At 73.8% G+C, this 26,334-nt stretch carries 25 protein-coding genes, 1 pseudogene and 1 riboswitch; of the genes and pseudogenes, 15 read left to right on the top strand and 11 right to left on the bottom strand.

All coding sequences use genetic code 11. The features are described from left to right. Window position 1: 1 nt before the first annotated feature. A complete protein-coding gene (locus DEH69_RS09970; protein WP_309302775.1) occupies window positions 2-700 on the top strand; it encodes an endonuclease/exonuclease/phosphatase family protein in 699 nt (232 codons plus the stop codon). A gap of 43 nt (window positions 701-743) precedes the next feature. Here DEH69_RS09970 and DEH69_RS09965 read toward each other — a convergent pair whose 3' ends face one another. Both DEH69_RS09965 and DEH69_RS09960 read right to left on the bottom strand, forming a co-directional pair. Next, window positions 744-1,238 carry a hypothetical protein gene (locus tag DEH69_RS09965; protein ID WP_113686559.1) on the bottom strand — a complete coding sequence of 165 codons (495 nt, stop codon included), beginning with the start codon at window positions 1,236-1,238 and terminating at the stop codon, window positions 744-746. Beyond that, a complete protein-coding gene (locus DEH69_RS09960; RefSeq protein ID WP_113686558.1) occupies window positions 1,225-1,995 on the bottom strand; it encodes a carboxylesterase in 771 nt (256 codons plus the stop codon). The genes DEH69_RS09965 and DEH69_RS09960 overlap by 14 nt, the downstream gene beginning before the upstream one ends. 149 nt (window positions 1,996-2,144) lie before the next feature. Between DEH69_RS09960 and DEH69_RS09955 the strand changes: the two genes are divergently transcribed. From DEH69_RS09955 to DEH69_RS09945, 3 genes are read left to right on the top strand one after another with little or no spacing between them, the layout of a single operon-like run. Next, window positions 2,145-2,918 (top strand): 1-acyl-sn-glycerol-3-phosphate acyltransferase, encoded by a 774-nt coding sequence (locus DEH69_RS09955; RefSeq protein WP_258534566.1) that lies wholly within the window; start codon window positions 2,145-2,147, stop codon window positions 2,916-2,918. An 11-nt stretch (window positions 2,919-2,929) separates the two neighbouring features. After that, window positions 2,930-4,102, top strand: coding sequence for a MacS family sensor histidine kinase (macS, locus tag DEH69_RS09950; RefSeq protein WP_113686557.1), 1,173 nt, complete (start codon window positions 2,930-2,932; stop codon window positions 4,100-4,102). 20 nt (window positions 4,103-4,122) lie between these two features. Next, complete coding sequence (locus tag DEH69_RS09945; protein WP_181727356.1) at window positions 4,123-4,764, top strand: response regulator transcription factor; 642 nt, start codon at window positions 4,123-4,125, stop codon at window positions 4,762-4,764. A 396-nt stretch (window positions 4,765-5,160) separates the two neighbouring features. Here DEH69_RS09945 and DEH69_RS09940 read toward each other — a convergent pair whose 3' ends face one another. Further along, on the bottom strand, window positions 5,161-7,077 hold the full coding sequence (locus DEH69_RS09940) for an anthranilate synthase family protein (RefSeq protein WP_113686555.1): 1,917 nt from the start codon (window positions 7,075-7,077) through the stop codon (window positions 5,161-5,163). 292 nt (window positions 7,078-7,369) lie between these two features. Here DEH69_RS09940 and DEH69_RS09935 point away from each other — a divergent pair, with 292 nt between their 5' ends. Both DEH69_RS09935 and DEH69_RS09930 read left to right on the top strand, forming a co-directional pair. Then, window positions 7,370-8,719 carry a class II 3-deoxy-7-phosphoheptulonate synthase gene (locus DEH69_RS09935; protein ID WP_113686554.1) on the top strand — a complete coding sequence of 450 codons (1,350 nt, stop codon included), beginning with the start codon at window positions 7,370-7,372 and terminating at the stop codon, window positions 8,717-8,719. Window positions 8,720-8,862: 143 nt separating this feature from the next. Next, the gene (locus tag DEH69_RS09930) at window positions 8,863-9,093 is read left to right on the top strand and encodes a bacterioferritin-associated ferredoxin (RefSeq protein WP_113686553.1); all 231 of its coding nucleotides are present in this window, start codon (window positions 8,863-8,865) and stop codon (window positions 9,091-9,093) included. 34 nt (window positions 9,094-9,127) lie between these two features. Here DEH69_RS09930 and bfr read toward each other — a convergent pair whose 3' ends face one another. Next, window positions 9,128-9,610 (bottom strand): bacterioferritin, encoded by a 483-nt coding sequence (bfr, locus tag DEH69_RS09925; RefSeq protein ID WP_113686552.1) that lies wholly within the window; start codon window positions 9,608-9,610, stop codon window positions 9,128-9,130. A 271-nt stretch (window positions 9,611-9,881) separates the two neighbouring features. Here bfr and DEH69_RS09920 point away from each other — a divergent pair, with 271 nt between their 5' ends. Further along, window positions 9,882-10,520, top strand: coding sequence for a sulfite oxidase-like oxidoreductase (locus DEH69_RS09920; RefSeq protein WP_113686635.1), 639 nt, complete (start codon window positions 9,882-9,884; stop codon window positions 10,518-10,520). A gap of 115 nt (window positions 10,521-10,635) precedes the next feature. Here the strand turns inward: DEH69_RS09920 and DEH69_RS09915 are convergent, their stop codons facing one another. The 6 genes from DEH69_RS09915 to thiO all read right to left on the bottom strand — a co-directional run bounded on the left by DEH69_RS09915 (window position 10,636) and on the right by thiO (window position 17,505). Further along, the gene (locus DEH69_RS09915) at window positions 10,636-11,502 is read right to left on the bottom strand and encodes a transglycosylase SLT domain-containing protein (protein WP_113686551.1); all 867 of its coding nucleotides are present in this window, start codon (window positions 11,500-11,502) and stop codon (window positions 10,636-10,638) included. Between the two features lie 305 nt (window positions 11,503-11,807). Continuing rightward, window positions 11,808-13,778 (bottom strand): Stk1 family PASTA domain-containing Ser/Thr kinase, encoded by a 1,971-nt coding sequence (gene pknB, locus DEH69_RS09910; RefSeq protein WP_113686550.1) that lies wholly within the window; start codon window positions 13,776-13,778, stop codon window positions 11,808-11,810. 130 nt (window positions 13,779-13,908) lie between these two features. After that, window positions 13,909-15,066 (bottom strand): DUF4190 domain-containing protein, encoded by a 1,158-nt coding sequence (locus DEH69_RS09905; RefSeq protein WP_181727347.1) that lies wholly within the window; start codon window positions 15,064-15,066, stop codon window positions 13,909-13,911. An 82-nt stretch (window positions 15,067-15,148) separates the two neighbouring features. Continuing rightward, window positions 15,149-15,919, bottom strand: a complete 771-nt coding sequence (locus DEH69_RS09900; protein ID WP_258534572.1) for a thiazole synthase — start codon at window positions 15,917-15,919, stop codon at window positions 15,149-15,151. A gap of 162 nt (window positions 15,920-16,081) precedes the next feature. Further along, window positions 16,082-16,306 (bottom strand): sulfur carrier protein ThiS, encoded by a 225-nt coding sequence (gene thiS, locus DEH69_RS09895; protein ID WP_258534565.1) that lies wholly within the window; start codon window positions 16,304-16,306, stop codon window positions 16,082-16,084. Then, on the bottom strand, window positions 16,303-17,505 hold the full coding sequence (thiO, locus tag DEH69_RS09890) for a glycine oxidase ThiO (protein WP_113686547.1): 1,203 nt from the start codon (window positions 17,503-17,505) through the stop codon (window positions 16,303-16,305). The genes thiS and thiO overlap by 4 nt, the downstream gene beginning before the upstream one ends. Beyond that, window positions 17,497-17,608: riboswitch (TPP riboswitch) on the bottom strand. (Overlaps the previous gene by 9 nt.) A 207-nt stretch (window positions 17,609-17,815) precedes the next feature. Between thiO and DEH69_RS09885 the strand changes: the two genes are divergently transcribed. The 3 genes and pseudogenes from DEH69_RS09885 to DEH69_RS09875 all read left to right on the top strand — a co-directional run. Continuing rightward, entirely contained in the window at window positions 17,816-18,733 is a 918-nt protein-coding gene (locus DEH69_RS09885; protein ID WP_258534564.1) for a DUF1996 domain-containing protein, read from the top strand. A 97-nt stretch (window positions 18,734-18,830) separates the two neighbouring features. Next, window positions 18,831-19,472, top strand: a complete 642-nt coding sequence (locus DEH69_RS09880) for a DUF305 domain-containing protein (RefSeq protein WP_113686545.1) — start codon at window positions 18,831-18,833, stop codon at window positions 19,470-19,472. A 223-nt stretch (window positions 19,473-19,695) separates the two neighbouring features. After that, window positions 19,696-20,907: pseudogene (locus DEH69_RS09875) on the top strand (family 16 glycosylhydrolase); the annotation flags it as partial. Window positions 20,908-20,960: 53 nt separating this feature from the next. Here DEH69_RS09875 and DEH69_RS09870 read toward each other — a convergent pair. After that, window positions 20,961-22,013 (bottom strand): LacI family DNA-binding transcriptional regulator, encoded by a 1,053-nt coding sequence (locus tag DEH69_RS09870; RefSeq protein WP_113686543.1) that lies wholly within the window; start codon window positions 22,011-22,013, stop codon window positions 20,961-20,963. A gap of 31 nt (window positions 22,014-22,044) precedes the next feature. Between DEH69_RS09870 and DEH69_RS09865 the strand changes: the two genes are divergently transcribed. The 5 genes from DEH69_RS09865 to DEH69_RS09845 are packed head-to-tail and all read left to right on the top strand — an operon-like array spanning window position 22,045 to window position 26,293. Continuing rightward, a complete protein-coding gene (locus DEH69_RS09865; protein ID WP_258534563.1) occupies window positions 22,045-23,247 on the top strand; it encodes an NAD(P)/FAD-dependent oxidoreductase in 1,203 nt (400 codons plus the stop codon). Between the two features lie 32 nt (window positions 23,248-23,279). Further along, window positions 23,280-23,645 carry an Rv2175c family DNA-binding protein gene (locus DEH69_RS09860; protein ID WP_113686542.1) on the top strand — a complete coding sequence of 122 codons (366 nt, stop codon included), beginning with the start codon at window positions 23,280-23,282 and terminating at the stop codon, window positions 23,643-23,645. A 54-nt stretch (window positions 23,646-23,699) separates the two neighbouring features. Next, a complete protein-coding gene (gene thiE / locus DEH69_RS09855; RefSeq protein ID WP_113686541.1) occupies window positions 23,700-24,371 on the top strand; it encodes a thiamine phosphate synthase in 672 nt (223 codons plus the stop codon). Between the two features lie 10 nt (window positions 24,372-24,381). Continuing rightward, complete coding sequence (metF, locus tag DEH69_RS09850) at window positions 24,382-25,308, top strand: methylenetetrahydrofolate reductase [NAD(P)H] (protein WP_113686540.1); 927 nt, start codon at window positions 24,382-24,384, stop codon at window positions 25,306-25,308. A 19-nt stretch (window positions 25,309-25,327) separates the two neighbouring features. Further along, window positions 25,328-26,293 (top strand): hypothetical protein, encoded by a 966-nt coding sequence (locus DEH69_RS09845; RefSeq protein ID WP_113686539.1) that lies wholly within the window; start codon window positions 25,328-25,330, stop codon window positions 26,291-26,293. Window positions 26,294-26,334 lie beyond the last annotated feature (41 nt).

Below are 26,334 nucleotides of genomic sequence, written 5' to 3'. Positions count from 1 at the left end.
CGTGGACTTCCGCCTGCTCAGCTACAACGTCCGCTCCCTGCGCGACGACAGGGCCGCGCTCGCCCGGGTCATCAGGGCCTGCGCGCCCGATGTGCTGTGCGTGCAGGAGGCGCCGCGCTTCGCCGGGTGGCGCGCCCGCGCCGCCCGGCTGGCACGGGCCACGGGCCTGATGTACGTCACGGGCGGGGCGACCGCGTGCGGCCCGATGATCCTGGCGGCGCCGAGGGCGCTCGTGGCGGCCACGGCCGACGCGACGCTGCCGTTCACGCCGGGGCTGCACCGCAGGGGCGTGGCCTCGGCGGTGCTCCGTTTCGCGAACGGCGCGCGCCTCGCCGTCGCAAGCTGTCATCTGAGCCTGAGCGCCGCGGAACGCCTCAGGCACGCCCCCCTGGTCCTCGAGCGCCTTGAACGCCTGGGCGCGCCCGAAGGCGTGCTGGCGGGCGACCTCAACGAGGGGCCCGAGGGGCGGGCGTTCCGGCTGCTGACGCGGCGGCTTGTGGACGCGCGCGCCGCCGCGCCCGATGGCGGCGAGCTGACCTCGCCGTCGGCGGCCCCGGCCCGGCGCATCGACGCGGTGCTGTGCACGCCGGGGATCACCGTTCTCGGCTGCGGGGTCCCCGAAGGGCTGCCACGGGCCGACCTCGTCGCGGCCACGGACCACCTGCCGGTGCTCGCGCGGCTGCGCGTCGAGGCGCCCTGACCCCCCGGCCTCCGGTGGCGCGCTGGCCCCGGTGGCGCGGCGTTCAGACGACCGCGCCGCTGCCCGGGTCGGTCCAGTCGTCGTCCCTGCCGTCCCGCATCCGGCTCACCAGCGTGGCGAAGCCGCCGAGGAACCCGCCCACGCCCAGGGTGACGATCCACCACGTCATGCTGCGCTGGAGCAGCACCGACACGATCAGCAGCAGCGGCCCGCCGAGGACCGCGACCCACGCCAGCTTGGTCGCCAGGTCCGTCTCGGGCAGCGGCGGCGGGTCGGGCGGGACGAAGTGGTCGTCCTCCTCGTCCTCCGCGGCCTCCCAGTCCCTTGGACCCTCGACGGTGGGCGGCTCGGCCAGGTGCACCCGTTCGACGGTGTCACCGACGTCGAGCTTGTCCTCGTCCACGGCGGGCGAGCCCAGCGGCCAGACCCCGGGGGGATCGGCGGGCTCCTCCCCGTACCCGGCCACGATCTCGGCCCAGGCGGCTTCCTCGTCGATCGGGTCGCGGCCGTCTCCGCGCTCCTGGTCACGTTCCGTCACGGGCAGTCTTCCTTGTCGCGAGCCGGGTGATGAAGGCGTCCGTCTCTTGAAAGATACGCTCCGCGTCGTGGTCCAGGGTGGCCACATGAAAGCTGGATTCGAGCACGCGCTCGGTCGTGTCCACGGAGGACACGCCCGCCAGCACGGCCGCGGAGTCCGAGGGCGGCACCACATGGTCGACGCGGCTGTGCATGACCAGCAACGGCTGTGTCACCTGCGGTAGTTCGGCCCGCACCAGGGCGAAGAGCGCCCGCATCGAGTGCGCGGCGTGCAGCGGGACGCGCTCGTAGCCGCTCTCCCGCACGCCCTCCTTCGCGATGTCCGAGATCAGCCCCCGCGCGGTCGGCAGCAGATGGCGCAGCACCGGCAGGGCGTACCCCTGGACCCGCGGAAATGTGATCGCCGGATTGACCAGCGCGAGCCCGCTGACGGCCGCGCCACGGCGCGCCGCCAGGCGCAGCGCGAGCGCGCCCCCCATCGACAGGCCGCACACGAACACCCGCTCGCAGCGGTGGTGCAGCTCGTTGAGCTCGCGGTCCACCGTGGCGTACCAGTCCTGCCAGCCGGTGCGCTGGAGGTCCTGCCAGCGGGTGCCGTGCCCGGGCAGCAGCGGAAGCGATACGGTCATGCCGCGTTCCGCCAGGTGCCCCGCCCAGGCGCGCAGCGACTGCGGGGTGCCGGTGAAGCCGTGGCAGAACAGGACGCCGGTGGGGGAGCCGTCGTGCGTGAAGGGCTCGGCTCCGGGAAGAAGCAGCATCGGCTCGACTCCGTATGTCCTCGGCTCCACGGGATCCGTGCGTGCGGCGTCTGTCACCCTACGCGGGCGTCTCGACCGGGCGCCATGGGCGCCGGTGCCCAGTAAGGTCAGGCGCACAGACAGGAGGTCGCGGGGTGTTGTACGGGGCGATGAAGGTATCGGTCGGGGCCGGTCTGAAGGTCGTGTTCCGGCCATGGGTGGAGGGCAAGGAGCACGTCCCCGCCGAGGGGCCCGCGATCCTGGCGAGCAACCATCTGTCGTTCTCCGACTCGTTCTTCCTGCCCGCGGTCCTCGACCGCAAGGTCACCTTCATCGCCAAGGCGGAGTACTTCACCTCGCCCGGCGTCAAGGGCAGGCTGACGGCGGCGTTCTTCAGGGGCGTCGGGCAGCTGCCGGTGGACCGTTCGGGAGCGAGGGGCGCGGGCGAGGCGGCGATACGGAGCGGCATAGAGGTGCTGGAGCGCGGCGAGCTGTTCGGGATCTACCCCGAGGGCACGCGCTCGCCCGACGGCAGGCTCTACCGGGGCAAGCCGGGCGGGCTGGCCCGCGTCGCGCTGGCCACGGGGGCGCCGGTGCTTCCGGTGGCGATGATCGACACGGAGAAGATCCAGCCGCCGGGCAAGGTCGTCCCCAAGCTGATGCGCCCGGGGATCAGGATCGGCGCGCCCCTCGACTTCTCCCGCTACCAGGGGATGGAGGGGGATCGTTTCATCCTGCGTTCGATCACCGATGAGGTGATGTACGCCATCATGAAGCTCTCGGGGCAGGAGTATGTCGACATCTACGCCACCGCGGCGAAGCGGATGCTGGCGGACGAGGCGAAACGGGCGTCCGGGGGCGGCCCGGCCGAGGGCGGCGGATCCGACGGTGCCGAGGGATCCGAGGGATCCGAGGGGGAGCCCAAGGGGGCGTCCAAGGGGTGAGGGGGCGGACGATGGCGGGGGAGCCGACGGCGGGAGCCGTGGAGCTGCCGATGTGGCGCGCGCTGACCGCGTACCGGGTGCTGACGCTCGGGTACGCGGTCACGCTGTTCCTCATCGCGCACGGGGACTACGGGCGGCCCGGGGTGGCCATCGCGTATCTGGCGGCGCTCGCGGCGTGGACGCTGCTGACGTTCGGGGCGGTGCGCAACGTGGGGGCGTGCTCGCCGCGTTTCCTGGTGGCCGATCTCGCGATGGGCATCGCGGGGATCCTGCTCAGCCCGCTCGCCGACCCGGCGAACGCCGTGCGCCCCACGCTGCCCACGATCTGGGTGGCGGGGCCCGTGCTCGCCGTGGCGCTCAAGGGCGGCTGGCGCTGGGCCGCGGTGGCCTCCGTCGTGGTCGGCGCCGCGAACATGATCGAGGACGGCGACTTCTCGGGGCCCATGCTGCACAACAGCCTGCTGGTGTGCCTGGCCGCGGTCACCATCGGCTATGTCGTCGAGGTCGTGCGCGCCAGCGAGCGGACCCTGGCCAAGGCGTTGCGCATCGAGGCGGCCACGCGCGAACGTGAGCGCCTGGCCCGCGACATCCACGACAGCGTGCTCCAGGTGCTCGCGATGGTGCAGCGCCGCGGCGCCGCGATCGGCGGCGAGGCGGCCGACCTCGGCAGGCTCGCGGGCGAGCAGGAACGCGCCCTGCGCGCGCTCGTGGGCGGCGGCGCGCTCGTGGGCGGCGGCGCGCCGCGCCCTGATGCGGCCCATGCCGCGGGCACCGACCTGCGGACGCTGCTCGCGGGAACGGCGGGCGCGGGCGAGCGCGTCACCTACGCGGGCCCTGGCGAGCCGGTGCTGCTGCCCGCGCCCGTGGCCCGCGAGCTGACGGCGGCGGTGGCGGCCGCGCTGGACAACGTCCGCCGCCACGCGGGCCCTTCGGCCCAGGCGTGGATCCTGCTCGAGGACGAGGACGGCGAGGTGCTGGTGACCGTGCGGGACGACGGGCCAGGCATCCCCGAGGGGCGCCTGGCCACGGCCGAGGCGGAGGGGCGGCTGGGCGCGGCCCTGTCGATACGGGGGCGGCTGACCGAGCTGGGCGGCAGCGCGGCCTGGGTGTCGGTGCCTGGCCAGGGCACGGAGGTCGAGCTGCGGATCCCGAAGGGGCGGATCCCGAAGGGAGCGCGGGTGTGAGCGAGGAACGGATCACGGTGATGGTCGTCGACGACCACCCGATGTGGCGGGACGCGGTGGCCCGCGACCTGACGGAGGCCGGTCTCGACGTGGTGGCCACGGCGGGCGAGGGGCCCGCCGCGGTGCGGCGGGCCAGGGCGGTCAGGCCGCGGGTGCTGGTCCTCGACCTCAACCTCCCCGGGCTGCCGGGCGCCGAGGTCTGCCGCCAGCTGGCCGGTGAGGAGGGCGTTCACGTGCTGGTGCTCTCGGCCAGCGGCGAGGAGGCGGACGTCCTGGAGGCGGTGAAGGCGGGGGCCACGGGCTACCTGGTGAAGTCCGCGAGCGCCGCGGAGCTGGTGGACGCGGTGCGGCGCACTGCGGTGGGCGACCCGGTGTTCACCCCGGGGCTCGCGGGCCTGGTCCTCGGCGAGTACCGCAGACTGGCCACGTCCCCGCCCCCGACGACGGCGAACGGCACCCCCGTTCCGCACCTGACCGAACGGGAGCGCGAGGTGCTGCGGCTCGTGGCCAAGGGCCTGACCTACCGCCAGATCGCCGAACGCCTGGTGATCTCGCACCGGACGGTGCAGAACCATGTGCAGAACACCCTGGGCAAGCTGCAACTCCACAACCGCGCGGAGCTTGTTCGCTACGCGATAGAGACGGGTCTCGACACGGACTGACGCTGCGCTGGCCCGGGCGCGCCCCCTCCCGGGGCGACCCCTCACCGGGCTGGGGCCCCCGCGCCGGAGGGGCGTTCTGCCGGGCGGCGGCTGCCGCGTGTGGGAGGGCCGTGGTGGTTCCTGCCCGGGGCGTCGTCGGCCGGTGCCTGGCCCCCTTGTCGCCGGGGACGGTTGCGGCCTAGCGGCCGGGCCGAGTGCCTCCCGCGCGCCCGGGCTGGGGCCCCCGCGCCGGAGGCCGGGCCCCTGGCCGCAGCCGGACTCCCCACGGTTCTCTGCCGGGGGGCGGGCCCGCGCGCCGGGGGCGAACCCCCGCGCCGGGGGCGGTCCCCCCCCGCCGGGGGGTGCCCCCGCCGCAGGCGGGCCCTCCGCTAAGGGAGGGCGGGTGGGTGGGGGAGTTCATCCCGGCCGGAGGCCGGGCCCCGTCGACCTCGCCGGAGGCGCCACCGCGGCGAGCAACTGGCGTGCGATCCCGGGGCCGTTCAGCGTCAGCACCGACTCCGGGTGGAACTGGACGCCCACGACGCCGGGCGCGCGCAGCGCGTGGATCTCGCCCGTAGCCGGGTCCGCGCTCAGCTCCACCCCGGGAGCCACCGGCTCGCCGCGCGCCACGAACGAGTTGTAGAAGCCCACCGTCTCCGCGCGCCCGAAGAGGTCGATCTCCTCCTGGGCCCCCTGCAACGGAACGCCCTTGCGCACCACCCGCAGCCCCAGCTCCGCCGCGATCAGCTCATGGCCGAGGCACACGCCGATCACCCCGCTCCGCCCTGGCGCGGCGAGCAGCGCGCCCGTCAGCGACCGCAGGATCCGCATCTTCGGGTCGGACGCGTCGTTCGGGTCGCCGGGTCCAGGCCCGAGGACCACGGGCCCCGGATGCGCCAGCGCGCGCTCCCGCGCGCCGGGCGCGTCGTAGCGCATCACCCGCACGCGCGCCCCCGTCGAGCGCAGCAGATGCGCCAGCATCGACGTGAACGTGTCCTCCCCGTCCACCACGAGCACCTCAGGGGCGGCGGGAGCCGAGGGGACCGGCGCCTCCTCGTCCCGCATCCGCAGCCAGAACGGCGCGAGCCGCGCCCGCCGCCCCGCCAGCGCCGCCCGCACCCTGGGGTCGGCGGCGAGCGCGGGCGGGGGCGCGGCGCCGGGGTCGGCCATGGGCCGCGCGCCCAGCGCCGAGAGCACCGCGGCCGCCTTGGCGTGCGTCTCGGCGACCTCGCCCATGGGGTCGGAGCCGCGCACCAGCGTCGCGCCCACCGGCACCCGCACCCGGCCGCTGGCCACGTCGATGTCCGCGGTGCGGATCAGGATCGGCGAGTCGAGCGTCTGCGCGCCCCCCGCGTCCCGCCCGAGCAGCGCGAGCGCGCCCGCGTAGTAGCCGCGCCCGCCCCGCTCGTGGCGGGCGATGACGCGGCAGGCGTTCTCCACGGGGCTGCCGGTGACCGTCGCCGCGAACATCGTCTCCCGCAGCACGTCGCGCACGTCCAGCGTGCTGCGCCCGCGCAACTCGTACTCGGTGTGCGCCAGATGGGCCATCTCGCGCAGCCGCGGGCCGACGACGAGCCCGCCGCGGTCCCCGACCGCGCACATCATCTTCAGCTCCTCGTCCACGACCATGGACAGCTCCTCGGTCTCCTTGCGGTCGCCGAGGAACGCAAGCAGCCCCTCCACGCTCGGCCCCTCGGGCGGGTAGCGGTAGGTGCCGCTGATGGGGTTCATCACGACCGTGCCGCCGCTCATCCTGACGTGTACCTCGGGGCTCGCCCCGACCAGCACCCGACGCCCGGTGTGCACGACGAACGTCCAGTACGCGCCGCGTTCGGCCAGCAGCAGGCGGCGGAAGAGGGCCAGCGCGTCCCGGCGCGCGAAGCCGTCGATCCGCCCGGTGAACGTGCGCCTGATGACGAAGTTGGCGCCCTGGCCCGAGCCGATCTCGTCTCCGAGCACGTCCCGGACGATCCGGGCGTACGCGGCGTCGGGGATGTCGAAGCCACCGTCGGCCACCGCGACCTCGTGCGCGGGCAGCGCGGCGAGCGCCGCTTCGAGCGGCACCTCGGTGAGCGCGTCGGGCAGCAGGACGCTCAGGGGCGTTCCGTCGTCGGGGACGTCGAAGCCGCGCTCGGCGAGCTGGCGGTAGGGCACGAGCGCGAGCGCGCCGGGGTGCTCGGGGATGTCGGCGAGCCGTTCGATGTCGCGCACGGGCCCGGTCAGCACCTCCACCAGGTCGGCGTCGCGGCCCGGCGGGCGGCGGCGCAGCAGGGCGAACGGGGTGTCGCCCGCCTCGAGCGCGGCGAAGAGGCCGGGGACGAGAGGGGCGGGCACAGGGGGCTCGGGCCCAACGGGGACACGGGGATCGGACACGGGAATCCCTTCCGGGGATCGGGAGGGGACGGCCGCGTGGAAACGCCGAAGGCCGCCCCTCGGGGCGGCCTTCGCTTCTGTCCTCACGGGATCGCGCAGTCAGGTGGCCGCCTCGGAAGCGGTCCACCACCAGCTGCGGGTGTGCTGCGCGAACATGCGCACACTGTACGGCACGCTCCGGCGCGCGCGCCGGAGCCGTCTCACTCCCCGACCGCGTGGGCAAACGGGTGGCGGCCCCCCGTAACCTGGGCTCGTGACCGTGAACGCTGACAGCAGCACCTCCATCGCCAGCTCCTGGCGAGACCTGCCCGCGGCGCAGCAGCCCGACTACCCGGACCTCGGGGTTCTGCGTGAGGTGACCGCGGACCTCGAAAGCTATCCGCCGCTCGTCTTCGCGGGCGAGTGCGACCAGTTGCGCGCCAGGATGGCCGCGGTCGCCAGGGGCGAGGCGTTCCTGCTCCAGGGCGGGGACTGCGCGGAGGCGTTCAACCAGGTCAGCGCCGACCAGATCCGTGCCAAGCTCAAGACGCTGCTCCAGATGAGCGCGGTGCTGACCTATGCCGCCGCGGTGCCCGTGGTCAAGGTGGGCCGGATCGCGGGGCAGTACTCCAAGCCCAGGTCCAAGCCCGTCGAGACGCGGAACGGCGTGACCCTCCCCAGCTACCGGGGCGACTCGGTCAACGGCGCGGAGTTCACCGCCGAGGCGCGCGTGCCCGACCCCGACCGGCTGCGGCGCATGTACCACGCGTCGGCCGCCACGCTGAACCTCGTGCGCGGCTTCACCACGGGCGGCTACGCCGACCTGCACCAGGTCCACGCGTGGAACCAGGACTTCGTGCGGACCTCGGCCTCGGGGCAGCGGTACGAGGCGCTGGCCCGCGAGATCGACAACGCGCTGAACTTCATGAAGGCGTGCGGCGCCGACCCCGCGGAGTTCCACTCGGTGGAGTTCTACGCCTCCCACGAGGCGCTTCTGCTGGACTACGAGGCCGCGCTGACCCGCGTGGACTCGCGCAGCGGGCGGCTGTACGACGTGTCGGGCCACATGGTGTGGATCGGCGAGCGGACGCGGCAGCTCGACGGCGCGCACATCGCGTTCGCCGCCTCCATCCGCAACCCCATCGGCGTCAAGCTGGGCCCGACGACCACGCCGGAGACGGCCCTTGAGCTGATCGAGCGGCTCGATCCCGAACGGGAGCCGGGGCGGCTGACGTTCATCACGCGCATGGGCGCCGACCGGATCAGGGACCGCCTGCCCGAGCTCGTGGAGCGGGTCACCGCCCAGGGCGCGCAGGTGGCGTGGGTGTGCGACCCGATGCACGGGAACACGTTCGAGGCCGCCTCGGGGCACAAGACCCGGCGCTTCGACGACGTGCTCGACGAGGTCAAGGGCTTCTTCGAGGTCCACAAGGCGCTCGGCACGCACCCCGGTGGCATCCATGTCGAGCTGACGGGCGACGACGTCACCGAGTGTGTCGGTGGCGGGGACGAGATCTTCGTCGACGACCTGCACCAGCGCTACGAGACGGCCTGCGACCCCAGGCTCAACCGCAGCCAGTCGCTCGACCTGGCGTTCCTCGTGGCGGAGATGTACCGCGCGTAGCGGCCCGGGTCCGTACGCGGCCCGGGTCCGTACAGGGCGGTGCCCCGGGGGTGGCGCGAGCCACAGCCCGGGGCACTGGTGCCGCTCCTCGGCGGGAAGGTAAGGTGAGCCTTACCTCAGTGGACCGCCGGAGGGGAAAAAGCGTGTACGTCTGCTCGTGCTTCGGCATCACGGAGCAGCAGGTGCGGGAGCACGCCGCCGCCGGAGCGGGAACGCCCCGGGCGATCGCCTCCGAGTGCGGCGCGGGGACGGACTGCGGCTCGTGTGTCCGCAGGATCCAGGGCCTGCTCGGCCGCGGCGGTTGCGCCCGCCGCGAGCCGGTCACCTCGCCCGCCGTGGGGAGCCCCGTCGCCCCGGGTGTCACCCTCGTGTGAACGCGCGCCCGCGCCCCGTCGCCCGCCCGTCCGCTCACGCCTCCTTCGGCTGCTCGATCTGCTGCGCGATGTACAGCGGCTCGCCCAGCTTCTCCAGCAGTTCGAGCTGGGTGTCCAGATAGTCGATGTGGTGCTCCTCGTCCGCCAGGATGTCCTCGAAGATGCGGGCCGAGGTGATGTCGTTCTTGCCGCGCATCACATGGATGCCGCGCCGCAGGCGGTCGATGGCCTCCACCTCGATCTGCCGGTCGGCCTGGAACATCTCGGTGACCGTCTGCCCGACGCGGACGTGGAAGAGGCGCTGGTAGTTCGGCAGCCCCTCGAGGAAGAGGATGCGGTCGGTCAGCACCTCCGCGTGCCGCATCTCGTCCATCGACTCGGCGCGGGTGTAGGCCGCCAGCTTCGGCCAGCCGAAGTTCTCCTGCATCTTGGCGTGCAGGAAGTACTGGTTGATGGCGGTCAGCTCGGCGGTCAGCTGCTCGTTGAGGAACTCGATGACCTCGGGGTCGCCCTGCATGGCTGAGCACTCCTTCGCTCGGATTCAGTGCGCTTGACTGCGCTTGACTGCGCTTGACTCGGCGACGCCCGGCGGCGTCGCGCGTCCGGTTGTCTCTCGCTCGTATGTCGCTCGTATGTCCCGTCGTTCGCGATCGTGGCACCGGCGCGGCTCGCAGTCCAGTAAGCGAAGGCTTACCGAATCATGCCGGTGACCAGGGGTTTCGCCGGGTGGGAGCGGGCGGCGGGGTGGCGGTGCGAGGCGCGGGAACGGGTCTGTCACCATGGAGGGCATGGGTCAGCCGGAGCGCCGCGCGGGGGAGGGGACCGGCTCGGACGCCGAACGGCTCCCCCCGGGGCAGCGGCTCCAGCGCGGCTGGCCCGTCACCCACTACGGCCCGGTGCCCCGCTTTCGGCCCGAGCGGTGGGAGTTCCGCGTCTTCGGGGCGACGGCGGACGGCGACAAGCGCTGCTGGACGCACGAGGAGTTCTCCGCGCTGCCCCACGAGACGGTCGTCGCCGATCTGCACTGCGTCACGAAGTTCACCATGCTGGGCTCCGAGTGGGGCGGCGTCACCGGCGCCGCGATCCTCCGCCTGGCCCCGCCCGCGCCCGCCGCGACGCATGTGATGGTGTGGGCCGAGTACGGCTACGGCGCCAACCTGCGGATGGCCGACTTCGCCGCCGAGCGGACCATCCTGGCCACCCACAGGAACGGCGAGCTGCTGACCGCGGAGCACGGCTTCCCGCTGCGCCTCGTGGTGCCGCACCTCTACGCCTGGAAGGGCCCCAAGTGGGTGCGGGGCGTGGAGTACATGACGGCCGACCGCCGCGGCTTCTGGGAGGAGCGCGGCTACCACAACATCGGCGACCCCTGGCGCGAGCAGCGGTACTCGTACCAGGAGCGGGAGGGCGAAGGCCCCGAGCTGTGAACGCCGACGGCGGCCAGCCCCCGGCTCACGGGGGCTGGCCGCCGATCGGATCACGGTCGCGGGCCGTCACCGTTCCCGCGTGCCACCGGGCGCGGAACGGGGCCGGACGACCGGATCAGTAGGGGCCGTTGACGTTGTCGATCGAACCGTAGCGGTCCCAGGCGTAGTTGGCCGCCGCGACCAGGTTGGCCACCGGGTCGTAGATGTCATACGGGGTGCCCTCGACGTGATAGGCGTCGAACGTCGGCTGAATCACCTGGAGAAGGCCGATGGAAGGCGTTCCGTTGATGGCGTTGATATCCCAGAGATTGATGGCGTTGGGGTCGCCGCTCGACTCGCGGATGATGTTGCGGTGAAGTCCGTCATAGGTGCCGGGAATTCCGTTCGCGGCCATGACGTCAAGGGCCTCGCGGATCCATCCGTCGAGATTGTCGGGATAGGTCGGCGCCGCGGGCTCGGCCGCGGGCTCGGGCTCGGCCTCGGCGGCCGGGGGCGCCGCGGGGGCGGCCTCGGGCTCGGCGGCGGCCTGGGCGGTGGGCTCCTCCTCGGCGGCCTGGGCCTCCTCCTGGGCCTGCCGCTCGGCCTCGGCCTGCCGTTCCTCCTCGGCCTGCCGCTCGGCCTCGGCGGCGGCCTCGCGCTCCTCGCGCTCCTCGCACTCGGCCTGCTTGGCGCTCTCGGCGGCGAACGCGCGCTGCCCCGCCACCGCGGTGGCCAGCGCGGACTTCGTGCCGGGGGCCAGCTCGGCGAACTCGGCGACCTCGGGGGCCAAGGCCCCTGGCTGCCGGTGTCCCGGGAGGTCGGCGGCCTTCACATCCCAGGCCACCGCGCGGGAGTTGGCCACCTGGACCGCGGTCTTGGTGTCGGCCGCCGCGGGCGTCGCCGACAGGGCCAGGGCGCACACACCGGCGGCGGCCAGCGTCGCGGTGGTGGTGCGCCGCAATCGGGTCTTGCGGAGCGTGGACGTTCTGCGGTGAGCGGGCATTTCGGGGGACCTCGTGTTCGGTGGCGTGTCAGGGGCCGGTTGCGATGGCCCTTCGTAACAGCACTCAAAATCGGCGCGCAATATCCCCGTGTACTAGGCGCCATAGTGGTGGACGAGGAATGCCCCGGGAAACGAGAAAGCCGCGGGACGGGAATTCCCGGGCCCTGCGGCGGAAATGGGGGGAGACCCCCGAGCACTAAGCGGATTCGTATGTGATGTGCGTCTCATGACGTGGTTCACAGGGCGCACGGGATGAAACGGGGCACCCGGTGGCGGCGGCCCCCGCCGGAGGGGCCGCCGCGGGGTCAGTTGACCCAGATCGTCACGGTCGAGCCGCGCGGCGCCCGGTCGCCAGGCCCTGGTGACTGGTTGAAGACGTCGCCGAGCAGGAAGATCCGGTTGACGTTCACCTCGAAGCCCGCGTCCTCGAGCGTCTCCCTGGCCTCGCCCTCGTCCATGTCGCCCACGTCGGGCACCTCGATCATCTCGGGGCCGCGGGAGAGCGTGAGCTGGACCGTGTCGCCCTCGGCCGCGGTCTCGCCGCCGCCTGGCGACTGCTCGGCGACCGTGCCCGGCTCCTCGTCGGAGTACACGCGCCCTGACTCGACGTCGACGTCGAAGCCCGCGCGCTCCAGGCGCGCGATGGCCGAACTCTCGGACATCCCGGTCACATCGGGCACATCGATCTCGGGGCCCCTGCTCACCACCAGGCGCACCGCCGAGTCGGGGCGGCGCTCCTCGCCGGGCGCGGGGTCCGTCTCGAGCACCGAGCCGCGCGGCACCTCGTCGGAGAAGACCCACTCCTCCTCGCCCGGCGTCAGCCCCGCGTCCCGCAGCTCGGCCTGCGCCTCGTCGAGCGGCAGGCCCCTGACGTTGGGCACCTCGGCGACCTCGGGGCCGAGCGAGACGGTGAGCGTCACCGTGGCGTTGTTCCTGATCCGCTCGCCCCGTTCAGGATCCGTCGCGATGACATGCCCCGGCTCGACGGTCTCGGAGAAGTCCTCCTCGATCCGCACCCTCAGGCCCGCGTCCCGCAGCTCGGCGGTGGCCTCGTCGACGGTCAGGTCGTAGACGCCTGGAGTCCGCATGAACTGCCCGGAGTTGATGTACCACACGCCCACGCCACCGGCTACGAGCAGCAGCGCGAGCGCGATCAAGGGCAGCGCCCGACGGCGCGGAAGCCGCCCGCGCACCCCGGCGCGCACCCCGGCGCGCACCCCGCGCCGCCGCAGCCCTTCGGGCGGCCCTTCAAGCGGGCCTTCGGGCGGCAGGGGCGCGCCATCGGGAAGCTCGATGCGGCTGGTGACCTGCGTTCCGTCGGCCCGCGCGCCGACCCCCGCGGGCATCGGCGGCACCTCGCGCGTGAGGTCGTCGGGGCCCACCACGCCCGCAAGGGCCGAAGCGGGCGGCTGCGCGTCGAGCTGCTGATCGGTCATCGCGGCCCGCGCCGCGCGCACCAGGCCCAGCATCGCCGCCGCGTCCGTCGGCCGGTCCCCCGGCACCCTGGCCGCGGCCGCCGCGACCAGGCCGTCGAGCTCGGGGGCGAGCCCTCGCACCGCGGCCGACGGCGCGGGAACGTCCTCGTGCACCCGCGCGTACAGCACGCGCGCCGGGGAGTCCCCCTGGTGCGCCTTCGCGCCGGTCAGCATCTCGTACAGCAGCAGGCCGCACGCGTAGACGTCGCTGCGCGGGTCCACCGCGCCGCCCTCGATCTGCTCGGGCGCCAGATACGACACCGTGCCGAGCACCGACCCCGTGGTGGCCGACGTCTGGCTGTCCACGCCGCGGACCAGCCCGAAGTCGGCGACCTTGACCCGGCCGTCGTCGCCGATCAGGACGTTCTCCGGCTTGATGTCCCGGTGCACCAGGCCCGCCCGGTGCGCGGCGGCGAGCCCCGCGAGCACCGGCTCCATGATGTCGAGCACCGCGCGCGGCTGGAGCGCGCCCCGGCCGCGCAGCAGATCCCGCAGGGTGCAGCCCGCGACATACTCCATCGCGAGGTAGACATAGCCCCCGTCCCTGCCCTGGTCGAGCACCCCCACGATGTTGGGGTGGGCGAGCCGGGCCGCGGCCTTGGCCTCGCGGATGAACCGCTCGGTAAACGCCGCGTCGCCCGCGAGCGAGGGGTGCATCACCTTCAGGGCGAGCACCCGGTCGAGCCGGGTGTCCACCGCCCGGTAGACGGTGGCCATGCCCCCCACGGCGATCCGCTCGTCGACGCGGTAGCGCCCGTCGAGAACGTGTCCGATCAGCGGGTCGTGAAGGGTGGTGTCCACGGCACCCGAGTCTACGAGCACCGCGGCGTCGTCCGGCCGTTGACGACCGCCCCGGGCCACAACCGCGGCCGAACGGTGACGAAGGGCCACGCACCGGCCGCCCCCGGGCCGCCCTCCCGGGCCCCCGCCGTCAGGCCCCCGTCGCCAGGCCCAGGGTGTCGCGGATCTCGACCTCGAGCTCGATGCCCATCACCGCGTACCCCGTGTCCACATAGGCGTCGAACGCGTCGGCGTCCACCGCGCCCGCCGCGCCCGACCAGCTGGCCAGGCTCTCCTCGCGCGCCCGCACAAGCCGCCCGATCAGCTCGTCGACCCCGGGCGACCACGCGTGGTCCGCGAGCGCCTCGGTCTCGGCCTCCACCACCTCGGCCATGCGCGCCGCCCACACCTGACGGTCCGCGAGATCCGCCTCGGGCAGCGGCTCGCTCCACGTCACGAGGTCGAGCGGGGTGGTGATCTCCAGATAGCCCAGCTGGTCCTCGCTCATGCCGCTGGCGTCCCCGCGCAGCGTCTCGTCGAGCTGGCCGCCGTCGAGGTGGCCGAGAAAGCAGATGACCTCACGGTCGCCGTACTGCCATGAGTCCCTGGTCGGGTGGTAGTAGTACGGGCTGACGTCGAGCGGGAGCGCCCAGGTGTCCAGCACATAACCCTGGATCAGCCGGTCGCACTCCTCCTCGGCCAGCGTCAGGATCTCCTCGTCGCCGGGGAACGCGTCGTGCCCCTCGACCAGGACCGTCCCGAACGCCTCCGCCTCGTGCGGCCCTTCGCACGGGCGGCGGGTGACAAACGTTTCCTCGACGCCCTCGCCGAACGCGTCCAGGCTCGTGCCGGGGTCGAAGCAGTCACCCGCCTCGATGTCGTTGACCTGGACGTCCTCGCCGTCCGTGCCCTCCGAGCCGTCCCCCTGGTCGCCCCCGGGGGCGCTCTCCCGCTCCTCAGCGCCGCCAGGCGCGGCCCCGATGCCGGTCCTGTCGCCGGTGCCGCCCCTGGGGTCGCTCATCACGGCGAGCGGAACGGCCACCGCGAGCGCCACCACCTGCAACGACGCGATCACCAGCCCGGCCACCGCGAGGCCGCGCCCCCGCTCGGGAGTGACCCGCGGCCTGGCGAGCGCGAGGACGCCGAGCATCAGGCCCAACGGGAAGACGCCGAACGACGTGATGAACGCCCAGACCGGCAGCCTGCCGAACGGCTGCCGCGGCGGCACCGCGGGCGCCTGGGGTATCAGCGGCGCGGCGCCCTGTGCCGGTGGTGGCGGCGGCGCGTCCGGTGGCGGCGGTGTGCTCACAGACCCCCCAAGGGCGTGGTGCCGGGCGTGGTGTCGCTCTTCCCCGGGGGCACCAGCGTGCATCGTAGGCGTGGATCGTATATCAGTACGAGAACGCCGGACGCTCGGGATCGAGCGACGCGAGACCCTCGGCCGGGGACGACGCCTCGGCGTGGTGCCGCCGCGGCATCCGCCCCGCCCGGTAGGCCAGGCGCCCCGCGACCACGGCGTTCCGCATCGCCTCCGCCATCAGCACGGGCCGCCGCGCCCGGGTTACCGCGGACGCCAGCATCACCCCGGCGCACCCCAGCTCCATCGCGAGCGCCGCGTCCGACGCCGTGCCCGCCCCCGCGTCCAGGATCACCGGCACGGAGACGCGCTCGGCGATGAGCTGGAAGTTGTGCGGGTTGCGGATGCCGAGGCCCGAGCCGATGGGCGAGCCCAGCGGCATCACCGCCGCACAGCCCGCCTCCTCGAGGCGCTGGGCGATCACCGGGTCGTCGTTGGTGTAGGGCAGCACCGTGAACCCGTCGTCCACCAGGAGCTCCGCCGCGTCGAGCGTGGCCACGGGATCGGGCAGCAGGGTGCGCTCGTCGGCGATCACCTCCAGCTTCACGAGGTCGGTGCCCAGCGCCTCGCGCGCGAGCCGCGCCGTCAGCACGGCCTCGCCCACCGTGTGGCAGCCCGCGGTGTTGGGCAGCGGGACGATGCCGAGTTCGCCAAGCACCGAGAGGACCGAGCCGCCCACGCGGGGGTCGAGGCGGCGCATCGCCACCGTGGTCAGCTGGGTGCCCGACGCGACCAGCGCGTCCCGCAGCACCTCCAGGCTCGGCGCGCCGCCCGTGCCCATGATCAGCCGCGACGTCAGCCGCAACGCGCCGAGGTGCCAGACGTCCTGGGCGTCGTCCGCGGCCGCCTCGTCGCCGGGCCGCGCCGTCGCCGTCGGGGTCGATGTCGGTGTCGCGGTCGATGTCGCGGTCGATGTCGGTGTCGGTGTCGATGTCGATGTCGGTGTCGATGGGGTGGTCAAGCCTGGTCAGCCTCCCTGCACTGCGGTCAGTACCTCGACGCGGTCGCCGTCGGCCAGCGCGGTCCCCGCCCACCGCCCGCGCGGGACCACCGTCTCGTTCACCGCGGCGGCGACCCCCGAGGCGGCCGAGGTCAGCGCGCCCACCAGCGCGTCCAGCGTGGTCCCGCTGGCCAGGGCGCGGCGTTCACCGTTCACCCATACCGTCACCCGGCCGTTCACCGTGTCCTTCACACCGGCACCTCCCAGCCGCTGATGGCGAATCGGTCCGCCGCGAACGGGCGGGCGTAGTCCGGCAGTTCGCCGGTCTTGAGCGAGGCGGCCAGCGCGTCCCCCGTGACCGGGGCGAGCAGCACGCCGTTGCGGTGGTGACCGGTCGCCAGGTGCAGCCCTGGCAGCGCCGTGGGGCCGAGCAGCGGGGCGTTGTCCGGCGTCGCGGGCCGCAGCCCCGCCAGGGTTTCCACGAGCGGCAGCTCGGTGATTCCCGGCACCAGCTCATGGGCGTCACGAAGCAGTTGGTAGACGCCCCCGGCCGTCACCGTGGTGTCCAGGCCACGCTCCTCCGATGTCGCGCCCACCACCAGCTCGCCGCTCTCCCGCGGCACCAGGTACACATCCCCGCCGCGTACCACCGCGCGCACGGTGCGCGAGAGGAACGGCGCCAGGGGCCGCGTGATCCGCAGCCGCAACACCTGCCCCTTGACCGGCCGCACCGGCACCGAAACCTCGGGTGGCAGCCCGCCGAGCCGCCCGCTGCGGCAGCCCCCGGCGAGCACGGTGAGCCCGGCGGCCAGGGCCGTTCCGTCGTCGAGCGCCACCCCCGTGGCCCGCCCTCGCGCCACCGTCAGCTCGCGCGCCCAGGCCCGGTGGAACGCCACCCCGGCCCGCTCACACGCCGTCAGCAGCGCGGCCGTCAGCAGCCGGGGGTCCACCTGGTGGTCGCCGTCCGCCCTGAGCCCCCCGCGCACGCCCGGCGCGAGCATCGGCTCCAGCTGGCGGCACTCACGCCCCGTCAGCCACTCGGTCTCCAGACCGCAGCGGCGTTGCAACGCGTGCAACTCCCGCAGCTGCGCCCGGTCGTCCGCGTCGAGCGCGGCGGCCAGCGTGCCGCACGCGCGGTACCCGACGCCCGCGCCCGCCGCCTCGGCCAGCTCGGCCGCGAAGTCGGCCCAGCGCGCCGCCGAGACCAGGCCGAGGCCGAGCAGCGGCTCCTCGCCGTGGCGCAACTCCGTGACGGCGGCGAGCATCCCGGCCGCCACCCGCGCGGCGCCGCCGCCTGGCGTCGGGTCGACGACCGCGGTGCGCAGCCCGAGTCCGGCCGCCCGCCACGCGGTGACCAGGCCGATGACGCCCCCGCCGACCACGACCGCGTCAAACGACGCGCGCGGGGACGAACGGCCCTGTGAACGCGGTGATGTGGTGCGCGGAACCACGCGACTCCTCCCTTCGCCGGCATGACCCGGATCAGGTGCGTACGGTCGGAGGCCGGCCAGCCTCCCTCTCAGCCCGGTACGCCGGGCTCCCGTGGTGCCTTTCTCGACATGCCAGCGTAGTACGCGCCGTGAGCGCCGGGGGAGTGCGGGTCGCCCCGGCGCTGAGAGAGCGCTCTCTCGAAATGCTCTCCGGCATCTACGGATCCGGTTCCGGGAATGCGCCGGATGCCTTGACGGCATGGGTGGCCACTTCTACGTTCCACCGTGAGAGCGCTCTCTGACCCCCCACCACCCCCCGATGGGAGAGCACGTGACATCACCCCACCCCCGCGACGGGACGGCTCCGTGGCCCCGTCGCGCGCTCCTCGCGGTGCTTGCCATCGCCGCGCTGTTCGCCTCGCAGCTGTTCGCCTCGTCCGCCTCGACGGCCGCGCCCGGGGAACGGGCCGCGGACGTCGGCCCGAACGCCGTGCGCGTCGCGGAGTTCGTGGCCGAGTGCGCGTTCAGCCACCGGCTGCCCGACGACCCGATCGTCTTCCCCGACATGCCGGGCGCCTCGCACATGCACAGCTTCTTCGGCAGCACGGTGACCGACGCCGGTACCACCAACCTGGGCGATCTGCTCCAGGGCGACAGCACGTGCGACCCGGTCATCGACCTGTCCTCGTACTGGGTGCCGACCCTGTTCGTGAACGGCCAGCCGGTCGAGCCGCAGTCGGCGACGTTCTACTACCTCGGCGAGGGCGTCGACGCCGATGTGGTCGCGAACACCCAGCCGCTTCCCCGGGGCCTGAAGATCGTGGCGGGCAACGCCCTCGCCACGGGCCCCGACCAGTCCATCGCACGGTGGTCGTGCCTGCACGCCGGACATGTCAACCCCTCGAAGGACTTCGTCAACTGCCCAAGCGGCACCGCGTTGGAGTCGTATCTGGACTTCCCGCAGTGCTGGGACGGCGTGAACCTGGACTCGCCCGACCACAAGAGCCACATGGCCTACCCGGTGGCCGGTCAGTGCCCGTCGACGCACCCGGTGGCGGTGCCGAAGCTCCGACAGGTGCTGCGCTACCCGGTCAACGGCGATCCCTCGGGCTTCGCGCTGGCCTCGGGAGCGGGCTACACGATGCACGGCGACTTCTTCAACGCGTGGCCCGAGGACGAGATGCTGCGGCGGGTGGAGGACTGCATCCGCCCCGTCATCAAGTGCGGCGCCGACGGCGTCCCCTCGTGACCCCCGTCCGACCCTTCTGAGCACCACCGAAGCAGGCGCACCCGTGTGCCGGTCCGCCCCGTGCGGGCCGGCACCGTCAGGAAGGAGTCGCGGCCCCATGCCGACCACCCCCACCGCGCGCTCGGCCGCCGCCGCGCTGCTCGCCGCCGCGCTCGCGCTGTGCGCGCCGGTGCTGCTGACCGGCCGCGGCGGCCCGGACGAGGAGGCGCCGCGCGAGCCGCGCGAGCCGCGCGAGCCGTCCGCGGCGGCTGGGGCCGCCTCCGGCGCGGCCACCGACCCCGCCGCTGTGGGCACCCTGAACGCCACCGACCTCGCCTGGATCCAGCTGATGATCCCGGTCAACGACCAGCTCCTGCCGCTGCTCGACCAGGTCGCCGAGCGCAGCCCCGACCGGGCGTTCCGGGAGTTCGCCACGGGGCTCGCCGAGCGCCACCGCTCCGAACTCACCGAGCTGCACGCCCTGTTGGACGAGGCGGGCGTCGAGTACACCAACCTCCACGAGGGCCACGACATGCCAGGGATGGTCACGGACGAGGAGCTGGCCGCCCTCGCCGCCACCGAGGGCGCCGCCTTCGACCGCGCGGCCAAGACCCATCTGCGCGAGCACCTGGAGCAGTCGGCCCGGGTGTCGCGTTCCGAGGTGGAGTCGGGAGCCGACGCCGACGCGACCGCGCTCGCCGCCGGACTCGACGAGGCCCGCGCCGACCAGCTCGACGAGCTCACGGCCCTGGGCGGCTGAACGCGGCCCCACCCCGATACACCCCCCACCGGACCCCCACCGGACCCCCACCGAAGCCCCACCGAAGCCCCACCGGACCCCCACCAGAGAGGATCAGGACGAGATCATGCATGCCACCCCACCGAGGAGGCGCCTGCCGCGCACGCTGGCGGCGCTGGTCGCCGCGCTGGCGACGCTCCTCGGCCTCACCGCCATCGCCGGGCCCTCCGCGGCGGCCCAGGACGAGGTCCTGCTCTCCTACGACAAGCCCGCGCAGGCGTCCACGAGCCAGCACGACGGCAACTGCTGGGAGTGCGTCCCCGCCCGCGCGTTCGACTTCGACCCCGCGAGCCGCTGGGCGACCTCGCCCGAGAACGGCTGGAGCGACCCCGGCTGGATCTCCGTCGACCTGGGCGCCCCCGCGCACATCAGCCGCGTCGTCCTCCAGTGGGACCCGGCCAACGCCCTCGCGTACGAGATCCAGGTCTCGGACGACAACCAGAGCTGGGAGACCATCTACCGGACCACGACCGGCGCGGGCTTCCGCGAGGAGCTGGCCGTCTCGGGCGATGGCCGCTATGTGCGGATGTACGGCACACAGCGCTCGGGCCCCTACGGCTACTCGCTGTGGGAGTTCCAGGTGTACGGAACGGGCGGCGCCCCCGAGGCACCGCCCGTGCCGCCGGACCCCGCCGACCCGCCGCAGCTGGTGTGGAGCGACGAGTTCGACGGGCCCGCGGGCGCGACCCCCGACCCGGCCAAGTGGAGCCAGGACCCGGGCAACGGGCGCAACAACGAGCTCCAGATGTACACCGACGGGCAGAACACCACGCTGGACGGCAACGGCTCCCTGGTCATCGAGTCACGCCGCCAGGAGACGCCGGGCTCGAGCTGCCCCGTCGACCCGCTCAGCGGCTCCACGACGTGCCAGTACACCTCGGGCCGGATCAACACCTACGGGAAGTTCGACTTCACCTACGGCCGCGTCGAGGCCAGGATCCAGGTGGCCAGCACGCGCGGCATGTGGCCCGCGTTCTGGATGCTCGGCTCCGACTTCTACTCGGAGGGCCGCCCCTGGCCCTACACCGGCGAGATCGACATCATGGAGCACGTGGGTCACGAGCCCCACACCGTGCACTCCACGCTGCACGCCCCCGCCTACAACGGCGGTGGCGGTTACGGCGACTCCCACGAGCTGCCCGCCCCCGCGTCGGCCGATTACCACGTGTACGCGGTGGAGTGGGACAGCCGGGGCATGGTGTTCACCGTGGACGACAACGTCGTGCACACCGTCGACCGCGCGGAGCTGGAGAGGACGGTCGGGCCCTGGGTCTTCGATCACGACTTCTTCATCATCCTCAACACCGCGGTGGGCGGCGACTGGCCGGGCCCGCCCGACGGCTCCACGGTCTTCCCCCAGCGGATGCGGGTGGACTACGTCCGCGTCTACCAGTGAAAGGCCATCGGTGAACGGCTCCCGCCGCGCGCCGGAGCGCGCGCCGGGAGCGTTCAGCCGCTCTGCCGGATCACCAGCTCGGGGTGGAACACGACCGAGGGCAGGGGACGTTCCCCCGTGTCGATCTGGCGCAGCAGCAGCCTGGCCATCTCCGCGGCCATCTCCTCCACCGGCTGCCTGACCGTCGTCAGCGGCGGGTCGCAGGCGAGCGCCGAGCTGCTGTCGTCGAAGCCCACCACGGCCACGTCGTCGGGCACCCGCCTGCCCTGCCGGTGCAGCGCCGCCACCGCGCCGAGCGCCATCAGGTCGGAGGCGACGAACACCGCGTCGAGATCGGGCCGCAGCCCGAGCAGCCGCTGCATCCCCGATGTGCCGCTCGCCTGGGTGAAGTCCCCCTCCGTCCAGACCACTTCGGCCAGGCCGCGCTCCTTCGCGGCCGCGAGGAACCCCGCGAGCCGCTCGCGCGCCGCCGTCATGTCCTGCGGCCCCGCGATCGCCGCGACGCGCCGCCGCCCGGTCGCCGCCAGGTGCTCGGCCGCGAGCCGCGCGCCCGCCCGCTGGTCGGCGTCCACCGAGGTCAGCGAGAGCGGCGTCGCCGGCCGCCCCGCGAGCACCGCGGGCAGCGCCGTGCGCGCGAGCAGCCCGGGCAGCGGGTCGTCGGCGTGCGAGGAGATCAGCACCACCCCGTCCACGTGCCCCTGCTGGAGATAGCCGAGCAGCTGGGTGCGGGACGGCTCGTCGTCCGCGAGGAGCAGCACCATCTGCACCCCGCGCGGCCTGGCCACCTCGAGCAGCCCGCCGACCACGCGCCCGAAGTAGGGGTCGGAGAAGATCCGGCCCACGAACGGGCCCGTTACCTCGCGCTGTTCGCGCTCGGAGACGACCAGCGCGACCGAGTCGGTGCGCCGCGTCACCAGCGAACGCGCCGCGCGGTTGGGCACGTAACGCGTCCGCGCGATGGCCTCGTCGACCAGCTTGCGCAGCCTGGGGTCGACGGTGGCCTCGCCGTTGATCACGCGTGACACGGTGGCGCGGGACACCCCGGCGACGCGGGCCACGTCCTCCAGGGTGACGGGCCTGGAGGACGAGGAGGGCTCCGGAGTCACCCCGCCTTTATACCCTCGTACGCTGGGGCGCGTGAGTGAGTCCGGTGTGGTCGTGGTGGGAGCGGGTCTCGCGGGGGCGCACACCGCGGCCCGGCTGAGGGAGCGCGGCTGGGCCGGTCCGGTCACGCTCGTCGGGGCGGAGACCCACCCGCCCTACGACCGCCCCCCGCTGTCCAAGGAGCTGCTGCTCGGCACCGCCGAACGCACCGATCTCGACATGGACTTCGCGGCCCTGGGCGTCGAGCTCGCACTCGGCCGCACCGCCACGGGCCTGCGCGCCGACGCCCGGGTGCTGGAGACCGACGCCGGCCCGGTGCCCTATGACCACCTGGTGCTGGCCACGGGCGCCGAGCCCGTCGCGTTGCCCGGCACCGGGGGGCTCGCGAATGTGCACACCCTGCGCACCCTCGACGACGCGCGCCGCCTGAGGCCCGTCCTGGAAGCGGGCGGCAGCGTGGTCGCGGTGGGAGCGGGCTGGATCGGCGCCGAGGTGGCCACGGCGGCGCGCGCCGCCGGCTGCCGGGTGACCGTGGTCGAGGCGGGGCGCCAGCCGCTCGCGGGCGCGCTGCCCGCCGAGGTCACCGCGCCGATGCGCCGCTGGTACGCCGACGCGGGCGCCGAGCTGCGCACCGGCTCGCCCGTGACCGCCGTCCACGACGGCGAGGTCGAGCTGGCCGACGGCACCGTGGTCGGCGCGGACGCCGTGCTGGTCGGGGTCGGCTCGCGCCCGGCCACCGGCTGGCTCGCGGGCTCGGGCGTCGAGCTGGCCGCCGACGGCTCGGTCGCCGCCGACGCCGCCCTGCGCGCCTCGGCGCCCGGTGTCTGGGCGGTCGGCGACTGCGCGTCCTACCCCGCCGCCCGCTACGGCGGCAGGCGGCTGCTGATCCACCACTGGGACAACGCCATGACCGGTCCCGCCACCGTGGCCGCGGGGATCCTGGGCCGGGACGCCGTCCACGACCCGGTGCCGTACTTCTGGTCCGAGCAGTTCGGCCGGTATGTGGCCCACGCGGGGCTGCGCGGCCCCTCCGACGCCCTGCTGTGGCGTGGCGACCCAGGGGAGCCCGGCTGGACGGCCCTGTGGCTCGGCGATGGCGGTGCGCTCACGGCGTTCCTCGCCGTGGACCGCCCCCGCGACCTGTCCCAGGGCCGCCGCCTGCTGGAACGCGGCGCCGCGCTCGACCCGGAGCGGGCCGCCGACCCGTCCGTACCACTCAGGGCCGCCGCCCGCTGACGGCTGTCGGTGGAAGGTGGCAGGCTGGACGTGTGACCGAGATTGATGCGAAGACCGACGCTCTCGTGCCCGCCTGGCTCACCGTTCCCGATGTCGCCGATGAGCTCGGCGTCGAGGTGACCCGCGTCCGGCAGCTGGTCAAGGAGGGCCAGCTCATCGCCGTGCGCAGGGGCGAGAATCGTGTCCTCCAGGTGCCCGCTGCCTTCGTCGGCGGCGGCAAGATCGTCAAGGGCCTGGCCGGCACCCTGACGCTGCTGCGCGACGACGGCTTCACGGACGAGGAGATGCTGGAGTGGCTCTTCACGCCCGACGACAGCCTCCCCGGCACGCCCGCCGACGCGCTGCGCGAGAATCGGGGCACGGAGGTGAAGCGCCGCGCCCAGGCGCTCGCCGTGTGATGTGAACGCCATGTGATCCGAACGCCCCGCCACCCGAACGTTGAGGGGGACCCCATGCGGCTCGCCGACGCCCGGCTCTATCTGTGCACGGACGCCAGAAAGCGGCAGGGCGATCTGCCGGGGTTCCTCGACGCGGTGCTCGCCGCGGGCGTGGACATCGTGCAGCTGCGCGACAAGACGCTTGAGGCAGCCGAGGAGCTGGAGCACCTGGCCGTGTTCGCCGACGCCTGCCGGCGGCACGGCCGGCTCCTCGCGGTCAACGACCGGGCGGACGTGGCGCACGCGGCCGGGCCCGACATCCTGCACCTGGGCCAGGGGGACCTGCCGGTGGCCGCCGCCCGGGCCATCCTCGGCGACGGCGTGCTGATCGGGCGCTCCACGCACGCGGAGGCCGAGGTGGACGCCGCCGTCGCCGACCCCCGCGTGGACTACTTCTGCACGGGCCCCTGCTGGCCCACCCCGACCAAGCCGGGCCGCCCCGCCCCCGGGCTGCCCCTGGTGCGCCACGCCGCGGCGACCGCGGGTGACCGCCCGTGGTTCGCCATCGGCGGCATCGACGCGGGGACCCTGGACGCGGTGCTCGACGCGGGCGCCCGCCGGGTCGTGGTCGTGCGCGCCGTCACCGAGGCGGACGACCCGGCCGAGGCGGCGGCGGCCCTGGCGCGGCGGCTGCGCGAGCGTCCGCTCCCCGGACGCGGACCGGGGCTGGCGGCCCGTTCCGGGTAGCCTTCGTCACATGGCCCTAGGGATTGCCAGCAGGATGACCGGGCGCGCGCCGACCGTGCGAGACCTGCTCGCGGCGGGGGAGCGCTCCTACTCCTTCGAGTTCAGCCCGCCGAAGACCGAGAGGGGCGAGCGCACCCTGTGGAGCGCCATTCGCCGGGTGGAGGCGGTGGGCCCGACGTTCGTCTCCGTGACCTATGGCGCGGGCGGCTCGTCCAGGGAGCGGACCGTGCGGGCCACCGAGCGGATCGCCGCCGAGACCACGCTGACGCCCGTCGCCCATCTCACCGCGGTCAACCACTCGGTGGCCGAGCTGCGGAACATCGTGGGCCAGTACGCGGGCGCCGGCATCAGGAACATGCTGGCGCTGCGCGGCGACCCGCCGGGCGACCCGATGGGGGAGTGGACGCGGCACCCCGAGGGGATCAGCTACGCCGCCGAACTGGTCGGTCTCATCAAGGAGTCGGGCGACTTCTGCGTGGGCGTCGCGGCGTTTCCCGAGATGCACCCCAGGTCCACCGACTGGGAGAGCGACATCCGGCACTTTGTCGCCAAGTGCCGCGCGGGCGCCGACTACGCGATCACGCAGATGTTCTTCTACCCCGAGGACTACCTGCGGTTGCGCGACCGCGTGGCCGCCGCGGGCTGTGAGACGCCCATCATCCCCGAGGTGATGCCGATCACCAGCGTCCGGCAGATCGAGCGCTTCACCCAGCTCAGCAACACGACGTTCCCGCCCGATCTGGAAAGGCGCATCCTCGCGGTCAAAGACGACCCGATGGCTGTACGCTCGGTCGGGATCGATTTCGCCACGGAGTTGTGCGCGAGGCTGATGGAGGAGGACATCCCAGGGATCCACTTCATCACCCTGAACACGTCGGTGCACTCCACGGCGACGCTGGACGTCTACAAGAATCTGGGTCTGCACCAGCGGACCTAGGTCACTGGAGAGGGGCGTAATGGGCTGGACGGTCCTCTACATCGCTTTTGGCATCGTGGCCCTGTGGCTGCTCGGAGAGGTCCTGCTCCAGTACAAGGCGCGGCTGCGCTGGCGGCTCGTGGCGTTCTGCGGGTTCCTCGGCGTCGTGATCGGCGTCGTCCTGTCCCATGTGCCGCTGATCGCGGTGGGCGCGGTCGCGTTCGCCACCGGCCAGACGTTTGTCACCCTCTCGTTCCGCCGCGGCTTCTCGACCGGCTGGGCGCTCGGCGGCAAGCCGGGCACCAGCAGGCGCAGGCGTGAAGGGGCGGGCGGCGTACGGCCGATGCCCGCCGTTCCCGACGGCGCGGCCGATGGCGCGGTCGACGAGGCGGTCGAGGGGGCGGTCGAGGGGGCGGACGTTCCCCCGCCGCCGCCGGACGCCCCCGGCGTCCCCGAGGCGCCGGGTGTCCCGCCCATGCCGGACGAGACGCCCGCCGAGGGCTTCGCCGCGTACGCGGGTGACGGCGGCGAGATATACGGGGACCGGGCGCGGGAGACCGCCGACGTCTACCAGGACCCCTACGCCACCACCGCGGTGGGCTACGGGAGTTACCAGGGCGACTACCCCGCCGAGGCCCAGGGCTGGGGCGCCCCGCAGCAGGACTACGGCGCCGAGCCGTACGCCCCCGAGCACCAGCAGTACGCCGCCACCTACGCCGCTGACTACGCGGCCGACTACGCGGGGCCCCCGGCCCCCGCCGACGAGCACGCGGGCGCGCCCTGGCCCGCCGCCTCCGACACCTACTACCAGGAGACGCCGCCCGGCGGCGTGTGGGTGCCGCAGCAGCGCGAGAGCCCCGTTCCCGACCTGCCGGACCCCGGCTATGGCTACCCCCCACAGCAGCCACAGCAGCCACAGCAGCAGGCCCATGACTACCCCCGGCACGACGGATACGGCCCATCGGCGGGCCAGGGCTACTACTACTCCGACGACCAGCGGTACTGACCGGCCGGTCGTCCGCCCCCTTCCCGCTCCCCGCTCCCCTC

This window comes from Streptomyces sp. PT12 (assembly GCF_003311645.1).
In the GTDB taxonomy this organism is placed as follows: Bacteria; Actinomycetota; Actinomycetes; order Streptomycetales; family Streptomycetaceae; genus Streptomyces.
The sequence above is the reverse complement of the archived record's forward strand: the minus strand, read 5'-3'. Positions and strand labels throughout refer to the sequence as shown.